Genomic DNA, 18,926 nt, shown 5'->3' with positions numbered 1-18,926 from the left:
GGGGTGATGGTGCCCATCTCGACCTCCTGCACCGGGTTCGTTGGGTCAGTATCGGGCCAGTGTCGGACACTGATCGGATGCCGTCAACGCTGCCGATGACAGACGTGGATGAATGGCTGAAGACGTCGTCAACTGGCGCTGCGGTGAAGGGACCCCTCCCTCCGACGCCGAGAGTGTAGCGATCGGTCGCGCCTCCGTTCTCGCCGCTCACTCCTTGCAGACTCCGCGCTGGCGCGCGTCCCTTAGCAGCCGTTCGACGCCGAGCACTGCGCCGCGCCCGACCGCTGGGGGCTGATTGTCGGGAAGAAGGCGACGACTGAGGCCGGCGTGGATGCGGTTGATGAGGTCCTAGAGTGAGATTCGTTGTCTCAGAGCCATGTGGGGGGACCTTGCTCAATCACGCCACGTTCATCTGGAACGCCGCCGACATCCTGAGGGGCACCTACAAGCAGCACCAGTACGGTGACGTCATCCTGCCGTTCACCGTGCTCGCTCGGCTCGACGCAGTTCTCGCGCCAACCAAGCAGGCCGTGCTCGACGCGAGCGAGGGTTTCGGCCCCGATGTCGAGCCGCCCCAGGCCATGCTGCGAGCGAAGGCGCAGCATCCGTATTCGTTCTGGAACCGCTCGCGCCATGACCTCAGGTCACTGCAGGGCGATCCCGACAACCTCGAGAAGAACCTGCGCGACTACGTTCAGGCGTTCTCGCCGAACGTGCGCGACATTTTCGAGAAGTACAAGGTCGAAGACACGATAATCGACCTCGCCGCGCACGACCTGCTGCTGCAGGTGCTGCAGCACTTTGCGAAGGCGAACCTGCACCCCGACGCCGTCAGCAACGAGCAGATGGGCCACATCTTCGAGGAGCTCATCCGCAGGTTCGCCGAGGCGTCGAACGAGACCGCCGGTGAGCACTTCACCCCGCGTGAGGTGATCGAGCTCATGGTGTCGTTGCTGGTGGAAGGCGATGAGAGCCTCATGACACCCGGCATCGTGCGTGAGGTGTACGACCCCACGGCGGGAACGGGTGGGATGCTGTCGGTCGCGGCCGACCGCATCCACGACCACAACGCGAAAGCGCAGGTGAACCTGCTGGGTCAGGAGATCAACCCGGCCTCGTACGCGATCTGCAAGGCCGACATGGTGGTGAAGGGCCAGCCGATCGACAACATAGTGCTCGGCAACACCCTCACCGACCCGGCGTTCGCGGGCCGCACGTTCCACTACGGACTGTCGAATCCGCCGTTCGGCGTGGACTGGAAGCAGTACCGCAAGCAGATCGAGACAGAGCATGCCGTCGGGGGGTTCGCGGGCCGCTTCGGGCCCGGGCTGCCGCGCGTGTCGGACGGCTCGCTGCTATTCCTGATGCACCTCATCTCGAAGCTCCGCGAGCCGAAGCCGGGTGACCCGAACGCCGTCGCCGGCCGCGGCGCCATCGTGCTCAACGGCTCCCCGCTGTTCACCGGCGGCGCGGGATCGGGCGAGTCGAACATCCGCAAGTGGATCCTCAAGAGTGACTACCTCGAGGCCATCGTGGGCCTGCCCACCGACATGTTTTACAACACCGGCATCGCGACGTACGTCTGGGTGCTCAACAAGGACAAGCCGGCGAACCGGCGCGGCCTCGTGCAGCTCATTGACGCGACCGGGATGTTCGAGAAGATGCGCAAGTCGATCGGCTCGAAGCGTCGCAAACTCTCGGGCGATCACATCACCGACATCACGAAGCTCTTCACGGAGTTCGCCGAGACGAAGCACTCGAAGATCTTCCGCACGACCGACTTCTTCTACCGCACCATCACGGTCGAGCGCCCGCTGCGCCTGAACTACGCGCTGACGACTGCGCGGGTCGAGAAGGCACTCGCCTCTCGCGCCCTGTCGAAGCTGGGTGCGGCGCAGCTCGAGGCCCTGCGCGTGGTGCTCCTGCCAGGGGTCGTTGAGCGAGCGAAGCGAGATGAAGTGGACTCGGACTCCCCGGTCGCTGAGCGAGCCGAAGCGTTCACGAACCGCGCTGCCTTCACACGCATGCTCACGGATCTGCTGACGGATGCTGCGCTCACCCTGTCTCCGCTTCAGTTCAAGGCGCTCGTGACCGAGCTCGGCGAGTCGGACGACGAGGGCGAACTCGTGACCGCTGCGGGCAAGCCCGTCGCCGATGCCTCGCGCCGCGACACCGAGAACGTTCCATGGGACGAAGACGTCCACGCCTACCTCGAGCGTGAGGTGAAGCCCTTCGTGCCCGACGCATGGATCGACGTGTCGAAGACTCGGGAGGGGGCAGAGATCCCGTTCACGCGTCAGTTTTACGAGTACGTGCCGCCGAGGCCACTCGAGGAGATCGACCGGGATCTCGACGAGGTGCTCGGTCGGATCCGGGCGCGGCTCGAAGCGGTCAAGGCGTGACAGATTCGCGCTGGGAGAGTCGAAAGGCGAGTCACGTCCTCGACATCGTTGTGGGAGGAACGCCTCCGACCGACCGGACCGAATATTATGACGGGGACATCCCCTGGCTGACCATCGCGGATCTCACGAGCGGTGACATTATCGCGCCCGCGAAGACCCTCACCCCCGCCGGACTAGCCGCATCGGGCGGGCGGGTGCTGGCGCCCGGGACGCTTCTTTACAGCTTCAAACTCTCAATCGGGCGGACAGCGTTCGTCGAGACGCCTGTGGCAACGAACGAGGCGATCGCGGCGATTCTGCCGTCGAGCAAGATCGACCTCGCCTACGCCCGTTGGGCGCTGCCGGGTGCATTCGCGGACGCGGCCGGTACGAACATCTACGGCGCCAAGATCCTCAATCAGGAGCAGCTCAAGGCCGCGCGCGTTCCGTATCCGCCGATGGCGCAACAGCGGCAGATCGCGGACTACCTCGATTACGAGACGGCCGAGATCGACGCCTTCATCGCCGACCTACGCTGCTCGGCTGAACTTGCCGTCGAGCGCACGAGAGCTCTAGCGTCGACTCAGCTTGATGAAGCTGTGAGGGACGCGTCCCGTGTGACGATCCTTGGCCACGTGATCATGGTCAATGAAGGCCAGGTTGACCCCAGCCTCGAGCAGTTCGTCGACCTACCTCTCATCGCCCCGAATCACATCGAGTCTCGAACGGGTCGACTGCTGCGCCTCGAATCGGCGCGTGAGCAGGGCGCGTCGAGTGGCAAATACCAGGTGCGAGCAGGGCAGGTGCTGTACTCAAAGATCAGACCCGCTCTCATGAAGGCAACCATCGCGCCGTGCGATGCGCTATGCGCCGCCGACATGTATGCGATGGATGCACGGGAATCGTGGCTCTCGAACGACTACCTTCTGGAATTCCTGCTGAGTGATCGCTTCGAACAGTACGCGGTAACGATGTCCGACCGAGTGGCCATGCCGAAGCTGAATCGGGACACACTCGCTCATGCGCCCATCTCGCTTCCGACGCTTGCGGACCAAGACCGCGCGGTTTCGTCGATCCATCGGGCCCGCGTCGCTCAGCGCGAAGCCATCGCCGACATCGACGCCGCCATCGCGCTTGCTAAGGAGCGGCGCGCAGCGCTCATCACCGCCGCCGTCACGGGCCAGATCGACGTCACGGCCCGGCGGAAGCCCGTGGTCGACAGCATCCAATCGTCCCTCGTGGAGGCTCGATGAGCACGCAGTATGCCGAGACGGAGTTCCAGAAGAACATCGTTCAGCACCTTGCCGCGAACGGGTGGGAGGTCGGAACGAGCGAGAAGTACGACCGTGAACGGGCGCTCTACGCGGATGACGTGATCGACTGGCTCGCGCTCGACGACGAGAAGAACCTACGCAAGATCATGGCCGGTGGCGAGGACGTGAAGGGTCGCATGCGCATCCTCGACCGGCTGGCAGCATCCCTCGCCGCCGACGAGAAGGAGCAGAACGGCGGCACCCTGAACGTGCTCCGCAAGGGGTTCGATGTCGTCGGGGCGCGACGGTTCCGCATGCTGCAGCAGCCGCCGGCCGACGACCGCAACCCGGCGATGTCCGAGCTGTACGAGCGGAACATCCTGCGGGTCGTGCCCGAGCTGCGCTACTCGACCAAGAAAGCGGACCGCATCGACCTAGTGTTCTTCGTCAACGGCATCCCGGTGGCGACCGTCGAGATCAAGACGAACTTCGCGCAGAGCCTTCCCGCTGCCATCGCGCAGTACAAGTACGACCGGCACCCCCAGGCCGAGCCGCTGCTCACCGTCGGGCGCGGGGCGCTCGTGCATTTCGCCCTCACACAGGACGAGATCGCGATGACCACGCGGTTGGCCGGTGAGTCGACGTTCTTCCTGCCGTTCAACCGCGGGCACAATGGCGGCGCCGGCAACCCCCCGAACGGGGACAAGCCGCGCACTGCGTACTTCTGGGAAGACGTGCTCGACCGCGACGCGTGGCTCACGATCCTGACGAAGTTCGTCTATACGAACCACGAGAAGCAGACTGACCCGCTCACGGGCAAGGAGACCTACCGGTCGCAGATCCGGTTCCCGCGCTTCCACCAGTGGCGCGCGGTGACCGCGCTGAGCGCCGCCGCCCGCGCTGACGGTCCCGGCCGCCGCTACCTCGTGCAGCACTCCGCCGGCTCGGGGAAGACGGATTCGATCGCGTGGACCGCCCACCGCCTCGCATCGCTTCACACCCCCGCGGGTGAGAAGGTCTTCGACTCGGTCATCGTCATCGCCGACCGGCAGGTGCTCGACCGGCAACTGCAGGATGCCGTCGACCAGCTCGTCACCGCGACCGGAACCTTCCAGGCGATCACGCACGGCTCAGAGGGCTCGAAGACCACTCAGCTGGCAGAGGCGTTGGCCGGCGGCATCCCGATCATCGGCGTCACCCTGCAGACGTTCCCGCACGCGCTGAAGCAGATGCGCGAAACCGGCGGGGCACTGGCCGGCAAGCGGTTCGCGGTCATCGCTGACGAAGCGCACTCCTCGCAGTCGGGCTCCGCGGCCGGCGCGCTGAAAGAGCTGCTGTATCTCGGCGACGCCGTCGACATCGGCGACGACGAGCCGGGCACCGACCAAGACGCCCTGGTCGCCATGGCCGCGCACGCCGACACCGCGCAACGGCTGAGCTTCTTCGCCTTCACCGCGACGCCGAAGGCGAAGACACTCGAGCTGTTCGGCACGCCTGGGCCAGACGGCGGGCCCCGCCCGTTCGACCTCTACTCAATGAAGCAGGCGATCGAGGAGGGCTTCATTCTCGACGTCCTCAAGAACTACACCACCTACGGCATGGCGGCGCGCATCGCGAAGCGCGTCGGGGGTGACGCGCGCGACTCATCGGATGCTGTCGGCGACGAGATTGACGTGCACAAGGGCACCCGTGCCCTCGTCGGGCTCGTGGAGCTGCATCCGACGAACATCGCGTCGAAGGTGTCCGAGATAATCACGCACTTCCGTGACGTCGTGCAGCCGCAGCTCGGTGGTCGCGCGAAGGCGATGATCGTTACCTCGTCGCGAGCCGCAGCCGTGCGCTATGCGCGCGCGTTCGAGAAGCTTGCCGCCGAGCGAGAGCTGCCCCTGCAAGCGCTCGTCGCGTTCTCGGGCGAGGTGCCCGACCCCGATGTGGCCGCGCTGCCAGTGGTGGGGCAGCCTACCGTGACCGAAGCATCCATGAATCCGACGGTGAAGGGGCGCGATCTCGCTGACGTGTTCGCGCAGCCCGACCACCACGTGCTGATCGTTGCGAATAAGTACCAGACCGGGTTCGACCAGCCGCTGCTGGTCGCAATGTACGTCGACAAGCAACTGTCGGGAATCGCCGCTGTACAGACCCTGTCGCGCCTGAATCGTACGATGCCCGGCAAGACCGAGACGTATGTGCTCGACTTCGTCAACGAGCCCGAGGTGATCCAGGCGGCGTTCCAGGAGTACTACGAGGACGCCCGGATCGAGACGTCGTCAGACCCCGATCTCGTGGCGAATCTGATCAACAAGCTGGACGCCGCCAATCTCTTCACCTGGGCTGAGGTGGACCAGGTGTGGGCGGACTGGACTGCCGTACCGGGCGCCGCCGGCGCGGCCCACAACGCGCTATCGGCCCACCTTGACCCCGCGGTCGACCGCTTTCGCACGCGATGGCTCGCGTCGGTCGATGACCCCGACGAGCGCGAGCTGCTCGTGGACTTCCGCGCGACGCTCGCGCAGTACGCCACGCTGTATGCGTTCTTCTCGCAGATCCTGCACTTCGGCGATCCGCGGTACGAAAAGTTCTCGATCTTCGCCGACCTGCTCGCGCGCCGGCTTCGCGCCGTCGTCGATGTCGGCGGCGTGGGTGAGGTGGTCGACGTCTCGGACGTCGTGCTGACGCACTACAAACTCGAGAAACTCAAGCAGGAGGACATCGCCCTGGCCTCGGACTCGCCCGCGGGCCTGCGCGGAGTGACCGAGGCCGGGATGGCCGCACTGCGCGAGAAGGAACGGGCTTCAACCGCTGAGCTGATCGAGAAGGTCAACAAGTACCTCGGCGACCTCGCCGCGAAGGACGAGCACAAGGTCGGCGCCATCGAGGGCGTGCTGGCCGAGGCGATCGAAGACGCCGGGCTCGCTGAGCAGGCGCGCAACAACACCAAGGTCGACTTCTCGAACTCGCCGGCACTGCAGGTGGTACTGGAAGACGCCATCTGGACGCACGAGACGGCAAGCGCCGAGGTGCTGGCCGCCATCCGCAAGCTCGAGCCTGGCCACCTCGTGCAGCTTGCGCTCGACTTCGGACTGTACGAGCGCCTGCGCGACCGGTCGGCCGGCTAGGGATGCGATCCCAAGCACCGTGCACCACTGGGCGACGGTCAGAGCGAGGCGGCCGCGCCGATACGAACGCCGGTCCGCCGTACGAGCGAGATCCCTCGTGTGGTCTGCGCCGAAAAAGGTCCCGAGCTCGGCCTGGAACGACTTGCTGACTAGGCGTCGGCACGTCGGCGATTCAGCGGCTCTCAACTACTGCTCTCCGCAAGCTCGAGCAGTACATCGGGGTTCCACACCTGCTTCGCTATGTCGCGATAGAGGTGGCCACGCTCGATCACGTCCGCCGCCTTGAACTCGTCGTACGGTTTTAAGGGGAGGCCGCTGGATTTAGTGAAGGCCAGGAAGCCAGGGTTCTTCTCATAGCTGAGTGAATTCAAGCTGGCTGCCAGGGCGTTCTGACTGAAGTAATGAGGCAGCTTCTTCTCGAACGGATCGTCGTTGTAGCTAGCATTGAACTGCTTGGGCAACAAGAGAAGATCCCCGATTCGGTTCCTATGGCGGGCGAAGTCGGCCGGGTGGCCAAACTCGTCAGCGTGGCGCTCGGGATGATCAGCCCAGATGTGCTCCACCTCGTACTTCACCTTGGAGCCATTAGTGAGCTCGATATAGCCCGACGCGTGCCCAGAAGCAACTGCGATGTAGTCCGTCATACGCGCCAGGATCTTGTGGAGCTGACTGCGGTTCTGCTGGTGTACGTACAGGTCCTCGTTACTATCGAACGTTTCAGAAACGCCCATCAAATAGTCGTAAAGCTTCCTTCCCAGTTCCGGCACGTCGAGACCTCGGATGTCACGCATGACAGTGAACATGGCGTATTGCATGGTCGAGTAGTCAGTGGCTCGGAAGTTCCAGATTCTCCAGGCGAGCAGGATGTCAGCGAATCGCCCGACGAGCTCAAGTTTTCGAGTAATGGTCGCGGCGTCGTCGGTAACGCGAAGGGGCGCCAAGAGAAGCTGGTCCTGCAGTGTGAATCGGTGGTCCGCGTTGTAGCGGATGAAGCGGAGCGGGCTCTCTGGATCGAAAGCCCCTCGACCAGCATCAAGGATCCGTTCGTACTGACGGCTGTAGAAGGTGAACTGGACGGTCAGGAAGTCGAAGTACGCTTGTCGACTCGTTAGGCCAATGCGGTCGTGGTCCTGGCGAAGCCACCGGTGGAATTCAGTGCCGATACGGTCCCAGTCCTGCGGTCGCGCGTCCTTCTTACGCTCGCGAATCCTCGTTGAGTACTGGCTCCGGAGCCAGGTCTTAAGGAAGTCTGCACTCGCTTCTTCAGCCCTGTCGTCGAGTGCGCGAAGCCGCTTGCGCCAGATCTCACTTGCCTTCGTGCGCGGGGAGCCGTCCTTCACATTGGCGAGCAAGAAACCTTTGAGCATGTCGGCCGGTGTGAGCTTGAGCCCCCGGTCGTTCATCGTTTCGAAGATTGCGTATGCGTCATCGTCGGCGTACGCCGTGATCTGCACAAGCTGCACGCGGTCCTTCAGCCAATCTATAAAGAAGGGCAGCGCCGTCCCCCGAAGCTCGTCCGGAAAGAGTCCATCCAGCTCCTCGTAGTGAATCGGCCTGACTTTCGTTCCTATCGGGAGGCTTGTCCGGCAGGTGCCGGCTGGCCTGATTCTTGGTCAGCGTAGTACGCGTCCTCGACCTCGATGGGGGTGCGCATGTCGAGCTCGCCGTGGAGTCGCTGGTTGTTCCACCACCACACCCACTCGAGCGTCGCCAGCTCGACTTGCTCGACCGTCCGCCAGGGTCCGCGCTGGCGGATGAGCTCGGTCTTGTAGAGGTTGTTCACGGCTTCGGCCATCGCGTTGTCGAAGCTGTCGCCGACCGTCCCCGTTGATGGGATGGCGCCGAGTTCGACGATCCGGTCGGTGTAGACCATCGCCATGTAGTTCGATCCGTGGTCCGAATGATGCGTCAGCCCGGTGAGGTCATCGCCGGCCTCCCACGCCGCCATATCCAGAGCCTGCATCGGCAGGATCTCCGCCCGAAGCGTGGCCGCGACGTTCCAGCCCACGATGCGCCGCGAGTAGACGTCGGTGACGAACGCGACGTATGCGAACCCTGACCAGGTGGCGACATAGGTGACATCGCAGACCAGAGGCGGCGAGGACCGTCAGCGGTGAATCGGCGATTGACGAGATCGGTCGGTCTTTGCAGGGCGGGATCAGACTTCGTCGTGAACACTCGCTTGGACTTGCGCACCCCGCGAACACCGGCGAGCCGCATGAGACGTTCAGTCTGGTCACGGCCGATCTCCCACCCTTGCCGTCGCATCAGCGCGTGCATCTTCCGGCGCCCATAGACGCCGTAGTTCTCCGCATGCAGCCGGACGACCTCGGGAACCAGCAGGTCATCCTGCAGCTGCCTGGCGGACGGCGCGCGGCTGACCGCGGCGCGATAGCCGCGGGAGGTGAGGAATCCTCTCACTGCCGGTCGCAGGACCTGACAGATGAGCTCGACCCCGAAACGATCCCGGTATTCGCCTATGAACCGGATCATCTCGTCGAGGGGTGGTCGAGCTCCTTCGCGAAAAAGATGCTCGCAGCCTTGAGGATCTCGTTCGCCTTTCGCAACTCAGAGACCTCCTTCTGCAGGCGCTTGATCTCGGCCGCGGCCTCGGTCGTGACACCGGGCTTCACCCCGGCATCGATCTCGTAGCGGCGCTGCCACAATCGCAACGTCTCCGGACTCATCCCGAGCAGCCCGGCCACGTGCCGGACGGCGCTCATCATCGTGGGATGCGAAGGTCGCGTCTCCGCGAGCATCCTGAGCGCCCGCTCACGCATCTCCGGCGAATACTTCCTGTTCATCGTGTTCCATCCTTGCTTGAAGAACGGAACGAAAGTCAGGCCGATTCAAATTGATCTGGGATGGTCGCTGGACCACGCTCGAGATGATCTGGAAGGCCGTCGTCGTCAACGTGACCACGCACTGGTGGTTCGGCCCGTTACTGACGGTCATAGTGATCTCGGCGGGGTGGAAGAAGCTCGCTCGGTTGGGCGCCTACGTCGCAAAGACCTTCGGACAGTCGCGCGGAGGCTGATGTCGCGGGCTCAACTCGCCACCGAGCCCTACGCGCCGACAGCTGCTCGATCTAGTCGGAACCGGACCAGCCTCTCCGAGTAGGACTGATCGGTCCCGCGGGGCTGAGTAGGTCTATATCCGGTAGTACGTCTCCGGATCGAAGCTCGGCTTCCATTCGCGGTTGCTTGGGTGAGTCGACAACCAGCGCACCATAGCGCTCAGGGTGGCGCCGAGTTCCTCCAGCAGAGCCACCTGACGGTGCACAAAGGTTCGATCTGTGATGTTTGTGCGTAGGGCATGGGCCGGCTTCTGGCGCGCTTGGCGAATTTCGCGGAGCGGTCGCATTACCTCTTTCGCATCGCCCACGCTGAAGCCTCTGGACTCTAGCTGCACAGCGAGCCGAGACAGCGTGCCCAAGTTCTGATCGTTCTTGTCTTTCTTAGGGGCGCCTGCCGCGTCGAGCGCATCACGACGGATGTTGTCCGACAGCAGCTTGTCGAGCTGCACGATGAACTCGTCCCACTCGCGCTGGGACGGACGGAGAATCCAGCCGAAGTCGCGCGGCCTGTCGACATGTTTGAAAAGCGCCTCACCGAAGGCTCCCGTCCACAGGTCGTTGAGGCTCTCGAGTTCTAGGAACAGATGATCGAACGGCCCCACGCCATCCGGCCAATGCCCCATCTGCGACTTCCACCACATCGGGTGCGGCTTGAGTCCGTCGTCTTCGACCTGGTACGACTGCCAGCGCTGCTGGTGCTCGGGCGTGAGCTTGCTCAGGTCCCCATAGAACGCGGCCACACGGCGCACGATCGGGGTGTTGACGTCCTCCCGGTCGTACCCCGAGAGATCGTAGGCAAAGCCAAGATGACTCAGCGATACCTTGTCGCGCTCCAGTTCGGTCTCGTCGAGATAGGCCTCATCGCCGATTCCCATGTCTACGCCGAAGTCCCAGTACGTGAAGTGATAACGCGGGTCATTCCTGTATGGCTCGAGGACGTCGAAGCTGAAGTAGGCGAGCTCGAGCCTGCCGCGCCCCTTGGCCATCGCCGCTCCGAACGGGTGGGCTCTTAGCCGAGTGGGGACGCGCACTCCCTTCAAGGCGAGCGGAGTCGGGTAGAGGACCACGCCGTAGCCGGGGCCGGCCAGCGTGTCGACCGACTCCATTTGCGACTCGATCGTGCGCCGCGAGGGCCAGGGCCGGATGTGCGGGTTCAGGTAATCGACGTCCGCCACCATCACCTGAAGCTTGCCGTCGCGAACCAAACCCTTTGCGACTTCGATCAGCGCTGGATCGATGTCGCCGTGGAGGTGGAGCCCGTTGAAGTCTCCAGACTTCATGTAGCGATCCACCACGGCCTTCATGAGCGCATCTGAAGTCGGATCGATCACGGAGCTATTCAATCGCATCCGAGGAATCCACAACGCGTAATGCGAAGAGGTCACGTTCGCGGGGCCGAAGCAGGTTGTTGGGCGCCGAAGGACCGATGTACGGGCGCCGTCGCAAACGCGCGAACCTTCCGTGATTCGAGCGCGACGCGAGGACGATCGCTGCAGGCGACTGCCGTCGGATTCTCGTTCTCAGAGCAGGACTCGTCTCACACGATGGTGGTGATCCCAGACACGCTCAGTGGGCGCTCCACGTGTCGGCGACGAACTCAGTGATGGCGACGGTCGCGTTGAACACTAGACGTGCATGGCGGCGCTCGGCTGGGCTGGCAGTGCCGCGCCCGTGTCCGGTGCCCATCGCGTTCCTGGCAGCCGAAACGTTCTGAACAACCGACGCCAGGCTCCGCAACACGGTCCGTATCGCTTCCGATGCCCGGGCGTCACCCGACACACTCTGGGCATGGATCCCGAGGGCCTCGGAAGCGGCGCGGTATAGCGCGGGTAGTTCGGCACGGTCGTCGTATGGCTTCCCGAGCTCGCTGAGAACCAATTTGCACTGGCTTTCGATGAGTTCCTTGCAATGCGCGATGGCCGCAGCCGGGTCAGTGTCGATGTCCCGGCGCAGGCGCGTCAACTGCGCAGCGAGAACGTCCGTGTTCTTTACATCCGGCGGTGCAACCACCATGGCCGATGGAGAGTTGACTCCCGAAGTATTCTGTGGGCGGTAGTACGCGCCTTCACCAACTCGGCGGTCCTCTGCTAGCTCGATCCCTGCACGTCGGAGCACGTCGTTGTACGCCTGGACCATAGCCGCCGCGGCAGCGGGGTCGCGGCGCACAGCAGGGTTGACGGTCTGCACGAGGAACTGAAGGAACAAGCCGTCATCGACGTGCCACAGGTTGAAACGCGAGTCGCCGAACACCCAGTTGTCGTCCCAGTCGGTGCGGTTGTTCACGCGGTGCTGCCAGATGTCCTCGGCAGCAGTCGGATACTGTGGGCGGCCGTCGGTGCTCGGCAATGACCGCAGATCAAACAACCGGCTGAGAAAGTCCGGCTCCTCCTGGTCGCCGGCCCAATGGTGAGAGCTCAGCGCCAACCAGTCGAAGATGTCGGTGCGCATCGCGACAGTGATTCTGTTCTGCGGCATGGGACAAGCCTAAGCAGTTGAGCCCGTTCGTCCGCGACCTGCCGCGGCACTATGAGGCTCACGACTGGTGAGCCATTTGCGATCGCGTAGGCCGGCGGGTGGTGGTCCGGTTTCCGCGCGGACAGTCAGGTCATTTCTTGCGGTGCTCTCGTGCATCACAGCATCATGGGCGAACGGGCCAGGCTTGGCATTTGTTGACGCGGTCGGGGCGGCATCTCAGGAAGAGTGGCGGACGCACGTTTCGGAGGTCTTTACCTCTCGTGTGTCTGGAGGCCGAGGCAGATAGAGCGTGCGGCGCGTCTCACCAATCTTGGTCAACCTCCAGCGCGAACACTGCGACCGAACGCTCAACGCGGTGCTCAGTGATGTCGGCACGCGACAACGTCAGCGCGGGGTGTTTTGACGGATACCGCTTTTGCTCCGATTCGGTCGGAGGATCTGTCTGAAAGTCTGTGCCTGGCCCGAAGAAGAGCATGAGGTTCTTACCCTCTCCCTTGGTGACGTGGGAGGGCCATGCGATACCGTCGATACGCGTTTTCGGGACAAATCTGAGCCATTCCGAAACGACCTGGGAAGGGGTGTAGTCCACGAGCTGACGACCGTCCAGAAGTACCGGCGCGGAGATCATGTCGGTGAAGTGATTCTTGAAGCGAGCGAACGTCCATCGCCTGCGGCTCTCGGAGTCAGTCGCGAAGACGCTGGGAAGGTCCAGCAGCGGGCGCGTGAAGTCGAGCACCTTGAGCGGACGGGTCGTCGTGAACCCACCTACGATCGCTTGGTCATAGTTCGAGTGGAGGGCAATCTCGGCGACGGCGGTGTCCAGATCGTCAGCTGCGTAGAAGAGACCGATTCCGCGCGCTGATAGCCTCCCAGTCTCCGCCAGGTTGGCAGGCGCGGGTCCGAGTTCTCCGCTCGGCTCCATCTGAACCTTCTCGCGGATTGTCGACACGTCATCAGCCATCCGTCCGCGGTAGAGGGTCGACCCGGCAGGCAGCTCGATCAACAGGTCGGACTCGACGTACGTGAGGAGCGCTTCGAGGAACCGAGCTATGCGCGCGGGCGGCTCGTCCTCGTATCCTGGGCGCTCTGATGAGCCGATGAAGACGAAGCGGGATTCGAATCGCACGGTGCGAGCGAACGAGGCCCAACCGATCGCCGAGGGATCGGCACGCTCGCTGCCAACCCAATAGTCGGTGCTTTTCGTGGCTTCCTTGATTCGCTCCACAATCTCCATCGAGAATCGTGGGTCGAGGGCGTCCTCTACCGTGTCATAAATGACATCGTTTGTCTCGTACAAGGTTTCGTAGGACCAGGGCTCACCGTCCTCTGAGAATTGAACGTCTTCAGTTCCCTCGTATAGCCAGTTGGCGGCCTCCCAAACGCGGTCTCCCAGCTCGTCCATGAGTATTGCGAACGGTATACCGCCGTCCGGCTCGGATCGACCGCAGAAACTGCACCTAAACTCCGACAGCCGAAGCGAGAGTAGATCGCGCAGAACACGGTCGGTGATGTGGTCGAGGCACACCGTCTCGTCCATGCCGTAGATGCCATAGAAATCTGAGGGTTCCACCGGCTGATGCTATCGATCCACGGGGTGAAGATTCAGCCCTGTATGACGGCGCGAACGAATCGGATGACCCAGGCCGATGCCGCCGTCGATCGTCGAAGCTCCAAGAAGGTGGCGGGCCGCTCGGGCGGGATCTTGCTGCCCATTCTCGAGGTCGCCTCCTCAGGGGTGCGGTGGCACATGTGCTGACCTGCTGTCGATGTGTCGCCTCCGATCCGCCCGAACAGAGGTCAAGCGAATGCGCGTCGAGCGAACCGCTCTCTGCATCGCCCGCATGGGGATGACTGTGCACGAACCTCGGTCTCCGCCCCCGAACATGACCGCCCTGGGCGCGTCGCATTGATGTGTACTCCGCGTTGGCGCGGGATCGAGCTTGGACTCAGCACGCCTTCATGCCGACAGCTCGGCTCGGTCCGAACGTATGCGCCCCGAGGCGGTCGAGGTCCGCGACCTCGCACGCGCTGCACGCAAGAAGTGAAGGGAGGCGTAGGCCTGTCGAGCGACCGGGTGGGGTCGTCGTCCTCAATCAGCGTGGGTCGTCGGCGGCCAAGGCACGGTCCGTTCGCTAGCTTCGAGCTCATGGTATTTCTTCTTGAGTTCGGTCCCCGCGATGGTGAGTACGTCGACGAGATTCCTGAGGGGTATGTCGCGCAGGGGATCGCCTCGGGTGGCGTCGCGGGTCCAATCGACTCTACGACTCAGCGCGCCGTGTGGCAGGCCGATCTGGACGAGATGAACCGGATCATCTCCGACCAGGGATACAAGAGCGAGAGTGACATCGACGACGTCCTCTAGCGCGCCGGCCCGGTCGCATTGTCGTGGCCGCGCGCGCTAGTGCTTCGGCTTAATGATCGCCACGGAAGGACAGACTGATCGCACTCTTGCCGCCCATCGACTATCGGACTATCCGATCCAAACCGCCGCGAGGAACCCAGGCCGACGGGTTCGAGGAGCTGGTGTCGGAGTTGCTGCGAGACGCTGGCCTCATCAGTTGGCCCCCCGGGACACGCTTCGAACGGTTCGGAAATCCCGACGGTGGGCGGGAAGGCCGAGGGATACTGCCCGATGGTGAAACATGGTGTTGGCAAGCGAAGTACTACTTCTCGCTGACCTCGACTGCCCTCGCAGACGTTCGTGAGTCCTTTGAACGCGCGCTCCAGCTGGAGCCGACGATGGCGCGCTACTACGTTGCTATGCCGTTTGACCTCGCCGCCGGCGACCGGCCTGGGGTCAAGAGCGCGAAGACCCGATGGGATGACTGGGTAGTCGCGCAACAGGAGAAGGCGAGCACGCTCGGCCGCACCGTGCAGATCGTCTTTATTGGCGACGGCGAACTCGGGCCATGCCTGCGGAGTCCAGCGCAAGTTGGCCACCTCCGCTATTGGTTCGACGAGGACTCCTTCTCCGAATCAGACCTGGAACGTGTGGCTCGCGAAGCGGTACTAACCGCCGGCCCTCGCTACTCGCCCGACACCAACGTGACTTTGCCGATCGCGAAGACGATCGATGCACTTGCACGCGGCCCAGTGTTGGTCCAGATGATTCGGGACACGCTCGTCGGCATACGCAAAGCGACACAGTATGGTCTTCGAGTCCCGTCCGATGCTGATCACGGCGACCGCGATGCGATTGCGGAGGGCAATCGTCTGGTCGAACGACTGGTCAGCAATCTGGCGGATGCCCTGGTCGAAGCAGAGGCATCGCTGCGCATTCCGCGCGACCTCGAGTGCTACTCGACTGCCGTCGAGGCGGTGGCCCGCATTCGAGATCGAATGTGGGATACGGCGTCTGAGGGGCACCTTCGTGGCGACCGCGCACAAGTCGCTGCCGATACCGGTCGCCTACTTGAGGCGGTCGCTGACGTCGGCACCCTTCTCCGGTCGGATGCCTGGGACGCGTGGTCACACAGTGCGGTCCTGCTCTTGGGAACAGGCGGAGTCGGGAAGACCCACCTACTTTGCGACACGCTGGTCTCAAGAATTGGGCAAGGCCATCCGACACTACTTCTGATGGGGGAGCAATTCGAGCTTGGGAATTCCATAGAAGCGGAGGTTGCCCGCTTATCGGGATTTGGCGGACCGCCTGCGCAATTGCTTCCGGCCCTTGAGATCGCAGCGCAGGCGTGCGGTTCCATCGCGCTGATCATGATCGACGGGATCAACGAAGTCCCCAACCGTGGGTACTGGAAGCGTGGGCTCGAGGCGTTCCTTGAACGTGCCGCCGGCTACGAACACATCCGGGTGGTGGTGTCCTGCCGAACAGAGTTTCTGGACGAGGCGGTCAGCTCTACTGCCGCCGACCGCATGCTCACAGTGCGACACGATGGATTCACTGATCTCACCACCGAGCAGCTCGAGTTCTATGTCGCGCAGTACGGCATTAGGCCACCAACCTCTCCGATTATCGAGCCAGACTTCACGAATCCACTCGTGCTCAAGCTCATATGCACGGCGCTCCAGCGGCAAGGCGAAAGCTCGTTTCCTCGCCAGATCGGTGGTCTTGGCTGGTTGTCGGAACTGATCCTCGGCTCGGTAAACACGCAACTTGCTTCCCCTACACGATGTGACTTTCCCTCGCACCTTCCGCTGGTCCAGCGGATGTGCAACGAACTCGCGCGAAGGAGCTCGGAGCGTGCGTTGGTTCCCTTCGCGGATGCTCTCGCAATCTCCGATCAACTCCTCCCAAACCGTGCGTGGAGTGCGAGCCTCTTGCAGGGTCTGCTGAAGGAAGGATTGCTCGCGGAGGTCCGGCACAGCGACGAAATCCAGGTCCGGTTTGCTTACGAGCGACTCGGAGATATCACGATCGCACGCACGCTGCTTGATCTTGGCAGGGACGAAGCGATCGCAAAGTGTAACTCACTAGCGGCGAACTGGTACAGGAACGCTGGCGTACTCGGCGCTCTCACGGCGATGTTCCCTGAGACGTACACGGATGAATTGCTCGACGTCCTCACTTCTGGCGAGTCGCGGTGGGAGGCCGAGGCAGCATTCGTCGAAAGCTTGAAGTGGCGATCAGTTCCCTCGATCACGGCACGGACTGAGGCACTCGCCCGTAACCTTCTCGAAGACGCCGAGCACCGCTGGGAACTGTACGCGGTACTGGTCGCAATAGGTTCGGTCGTCGGCCATCCACTCAACATCGAGTGGCTAGAGGGGCACCTTTCGCACTCGACGCTTCCAGCCAGGGACGCAACGTGGACCGACTTCCTGAACCACGACGCCGACAACGGCGACGTCGCGGGTCGTCTCAGCGACTGGGTATGGTCGCCACGTTCCGCCGGCCTCGCGATCCATGAGGCCCGATTGGCAGCAGTCCAGTTGGTTTGGATGCTCGGCGCCACCAGGCGACGCGTGCGAGACAACGCGACCAAAGCTCTCGTCTGCCTTCTTGAGGAGCATGCTTCACTCGCGAGCGCTGTCCTGGACTCTGCGCGGCTCTCCGCAGACCCGTACATCGAGGAACGGGCGTTCGCGGCAGTGTACGGCGCCGCCGCGCGCGCGTCGTCGCTAGAATCGGCGGAGCAGCATGCGATAGCCGTGATTCGAGCGACGCTCGACCGCTCCTACTGGCCCGTCCACCTCCTAACGCGGCATTACGCAAGGCGCGTTGTTGAGATCGCCGCAGACAGCGCGAGCGAGATCGTCGACGACGCAGCACGCATGGCGGTGCAGCCGCCGTACGGCCTCGATCTACCTGAGACCGTCCACTCCCGAGCTCAGATCAAGCAGATGACTGGCGCCCCCGACTACGTGTACGTCGGAATCGGCACGTCGTTGATGTCTGACTTCGGAGACTTCCGGAAGTACATAATCAACTCGGCGCTCCGGCACATCGACCTGCCGAAATCCATCTCACCGAACGACGTCGCCGGCTTGATATTCGACCGCGTCATCGACCTCGGTTGGACGCCCGAGATCCTCGGCCCCATAGACAAGTCGATCTCGCGATACGGTGAACGCGACGATCGCCTCGAGAGGATCGGCAAGAAGTATCAATGGATCGCCTATTGGGAGATCCTCGGCCGCCTCGCGGATAACTACCCGATGCGCCGACGCTACGACGAACTACCCGGCGGAACATTCGACGAGCCGAACGACATTGATGACCCCGACATAGATCCCTCCTGCTTGCTCAAAGCTCCGGTGAACAGGGCGTGGGAGTCGACCGAGCAGACCTGGTTTGCACCGAAGGCAGCGACGTTCCCGACCGTCTTGGATCGCTCCTGGGTGACCACGAACGAAGGCCTGCCCTCACCAGCAGCGCTAGTCAACGTAGCCTCGCCAGAGGATTTATCCACATGGGTGATGCTCGAGGGACACCTCTCCTGGGAAGAGGACAGATCCGAAGAGCTAAAGGCCATGGGACGCCCACACCTTGATGCCTGGATGCAATTCCGGTCCTACGTCGTCCAGAGCAAAGACCTCCCATCGCTCGAGTTCTGGGCAGAAGGTCGGGACTGGACCGCGAGACAATTGCCATGGACCGGCGATCCGTACGGCCTCTTCTTGGCTGAACATCCGTTTGGGAGCCGCTGGCCAACGCTCGGTCCACTCGACGAACACGACCGAAGAACTATCCCTGTGCCCTTTGAGATGCCGTCAACCAGATACGGCGGAACCGGCAGCGACTGGGATGCATCCAAGAGTCGGCACGTCCGCGGGCTAGTTCCATCCACGACCTTCGCAAAAGCCCTTGGGCTTCGACGGTACGGCGACTTTCTCTGGTCCGCCGCCGACCATGGCGTTGTTGCCGCCAACTTCGGCGCTCGAGAGCAGCTTGGTCCCGACGCACTCTTCATACGTCGTGACCATCTTGAGCGTTGGATTGCGGACACCGGATCGGCGTTGTTTACCACGGTAACCGCCGAGAAGCGATTGCTGTACCCCGACTTCGGACGTCGAGAACGCGACGGCGAACCGCTTATTCGTTCACTTTCTGGGACGTACTTCTTCGACGACAACGGAAGTCGATTCGTCTCCGGAAACGGCCGAACCTTGCACGCCGGAGGTGTCGGGTCCCCCTCGAAGGTCACAGACTGGATCCCAACCTAGGACT

Annotated in this window: 10 protein-coding genes and 1 pseudogene; 6 read left to right on the top strand and 5 right to left on the bottom strand. The window is 63.1% G+C overall.

The annotated features are described in order from the left end of the window. Nucleotides 1-353 precede the first annotated feature (353 nt). From HW566_RS02870 to HW566_RS02860, 3 genes are read left to right on the top strand one after another with little or no spacing between them, the layout of a single operon-like run. Complete coding sequence (locus HW566_RS02870; RefSeq protein ID WP_256728841.1) at nt 354-2,402, top strand: type I restriction-modification system subunit M; 2,049 nt, start codon at nt 354-356, stop codon at nt 2,400-2,402. Next, on the top strand, nt 2,399-3,634 hold the full coding sequence (locus HW566_RS02865) for a restriction endonuclease subunit S (protein WP_178010244.1): 1,236 nt from the start codon (nt 2,399-2,401) through the stop codon (nt 3,632-3,634). The genes HW566_RS02870 and HW566_RS02865 overlap by 4 nt, the downstream gene beginning before the upstream one ends. Next, nucleotides 3,631-6,750: a type I restriction endonuclease subunit R gene (locus HW566_RS02860; protein WP_178010242.1), complete on the top strand. Its 3,120-nt coding sequence runs from the start codon at nt 3,631-3,633 to the stop codon at nt 6,748-6,750. The genes HW566_RS02865 and HW566_RS02860 overlap by 4 nt, the downstream gene beginning before the upstream one ends. A 182-nt stretch (nt 6,751-6,932) precedes the next feature. Here the strand turns inward: HW566_RS02860 and HW566_RS02855 are convergent, their stop codons facing one another. Beyond that, nucleotides 6,933-8,213, bottom strand: coding sequence for a DUF262 domain-containing protein (locus HW566_RS02855; RefSeq protein WP_256728840.1), 1,281 nt, complete (start codon nt 8,211-8,213; stop codon nt 6,933-6,935). Between the two features lie 104 nt (nt 8,214-8,317). Next, nucleotides 8,318-9,554, bottom strand: a pseudogene (locus tag HW566_RS02850) (IS3 family transposase). An 83-nt stretch (nt 9,555-9,637) separates the two neighbouring features. Here HW566_RS02850 and HW566_RS02845 point away from each other — a divergent pair. Continuing rightward, nucleotides 9,638-9,787, top strand: a complete 150-nt coding sequence (locus HW566_RS02845; protein ID WP_178010241.1) for a hypothetical protein — start codon at nt 9,638-9,640, stop codon at nt 9,785-9,787. Nucleotides 9,788-9,900: 113 nt separating this feature from the next. Here the strand turns inward: HW566_RS02845 and HW566_RS02840 are convergent, their stop codons facing one another. From HW566_RS02840 to HW566_RS02830, 3 genes are all read right to left on the bottom strand, one after another. Next, nucleotides 9,901-11,157, bottom strand: a complete 1,257-nt coding sequence (locus tag HW566_RS02840) for a hypothetical protein (RefSeq protein WP_256728839.1) — start codon at nt 11,155-11,157, stop codon at nt 9,901-9,903. A 235-nt stretch (nt 11,158-11,392) separates the two neighbouring features. Beyond that, the gene (locus tag HW566_RS02835) at nt 11,393-12,301 is read right to left on the bottom strand and encodes an abortive infection family protein (protein ID WP_178010239.1); all 909 of its coding nucleotides are present in this window, start codon (nt 12,299-12,301) and stop codon (nt 11,393-11,395) included. Nucleotides 12,302-12,602: 301 nt separating this feature from the next. Beyond that, complete coding sequence (locus HW566_RS02830) at nt 12,603-13,871, bottom strand: RES domain-containing protein (protein WP_178010237.1); 1,269 nt, start codon at nt 13,869-13,871, stop codon at nt 12,603-12,605. A gap of 576 nt (nt 13,872-14,447) precedes the next feature. On the opposite strand from HW566_RS02830, the gene HW566_RS02825 reads away from it, so the two are divergent. Both HW566_RS02825 and HW566_RS02820 read left to right on the top strand, forming a co-directional pair. After that, nucleotides 14,448-14,663, top strand: a complete 216-nt coding sequence (locus tag HW566_RS02825; protein WP_178010235.1) for a hypothetical protein — start codon at nt 14,448-14,450, stop codon at nt 14,661-14,663. A gap of 377 nt (nt 14,664-15,040) precedes the next feature. Next, nucleotides 15,041-18,922 carry a hypothetical protein gene (locus HW566_RS02820; protein WP_178010233.1) on the top strand — a complete coding sequence of 1,294 codons (3,882 nt, stop codon included), beginning with the start codon at nt 15,041-15,043 and terminating at the stop codon, nt 18,920-18,922. Nucleotides 18,923-18,926 lie beyond the last annotated feature (4 nt).

Origin of the sequence: Microbacterium oleivorans (assembly GCF_013389665.1) — a bacterium.
Classification (GTDB): Bacteria; Actinomycetota; Actinomycetes; order Actinomycetales; family Microbacteriaceae; genus Microbacterium; species Microbacterium oleivorans_C.
This window is presented reverse-complemented; position numbering and strand designations above follow the sequence as displayed.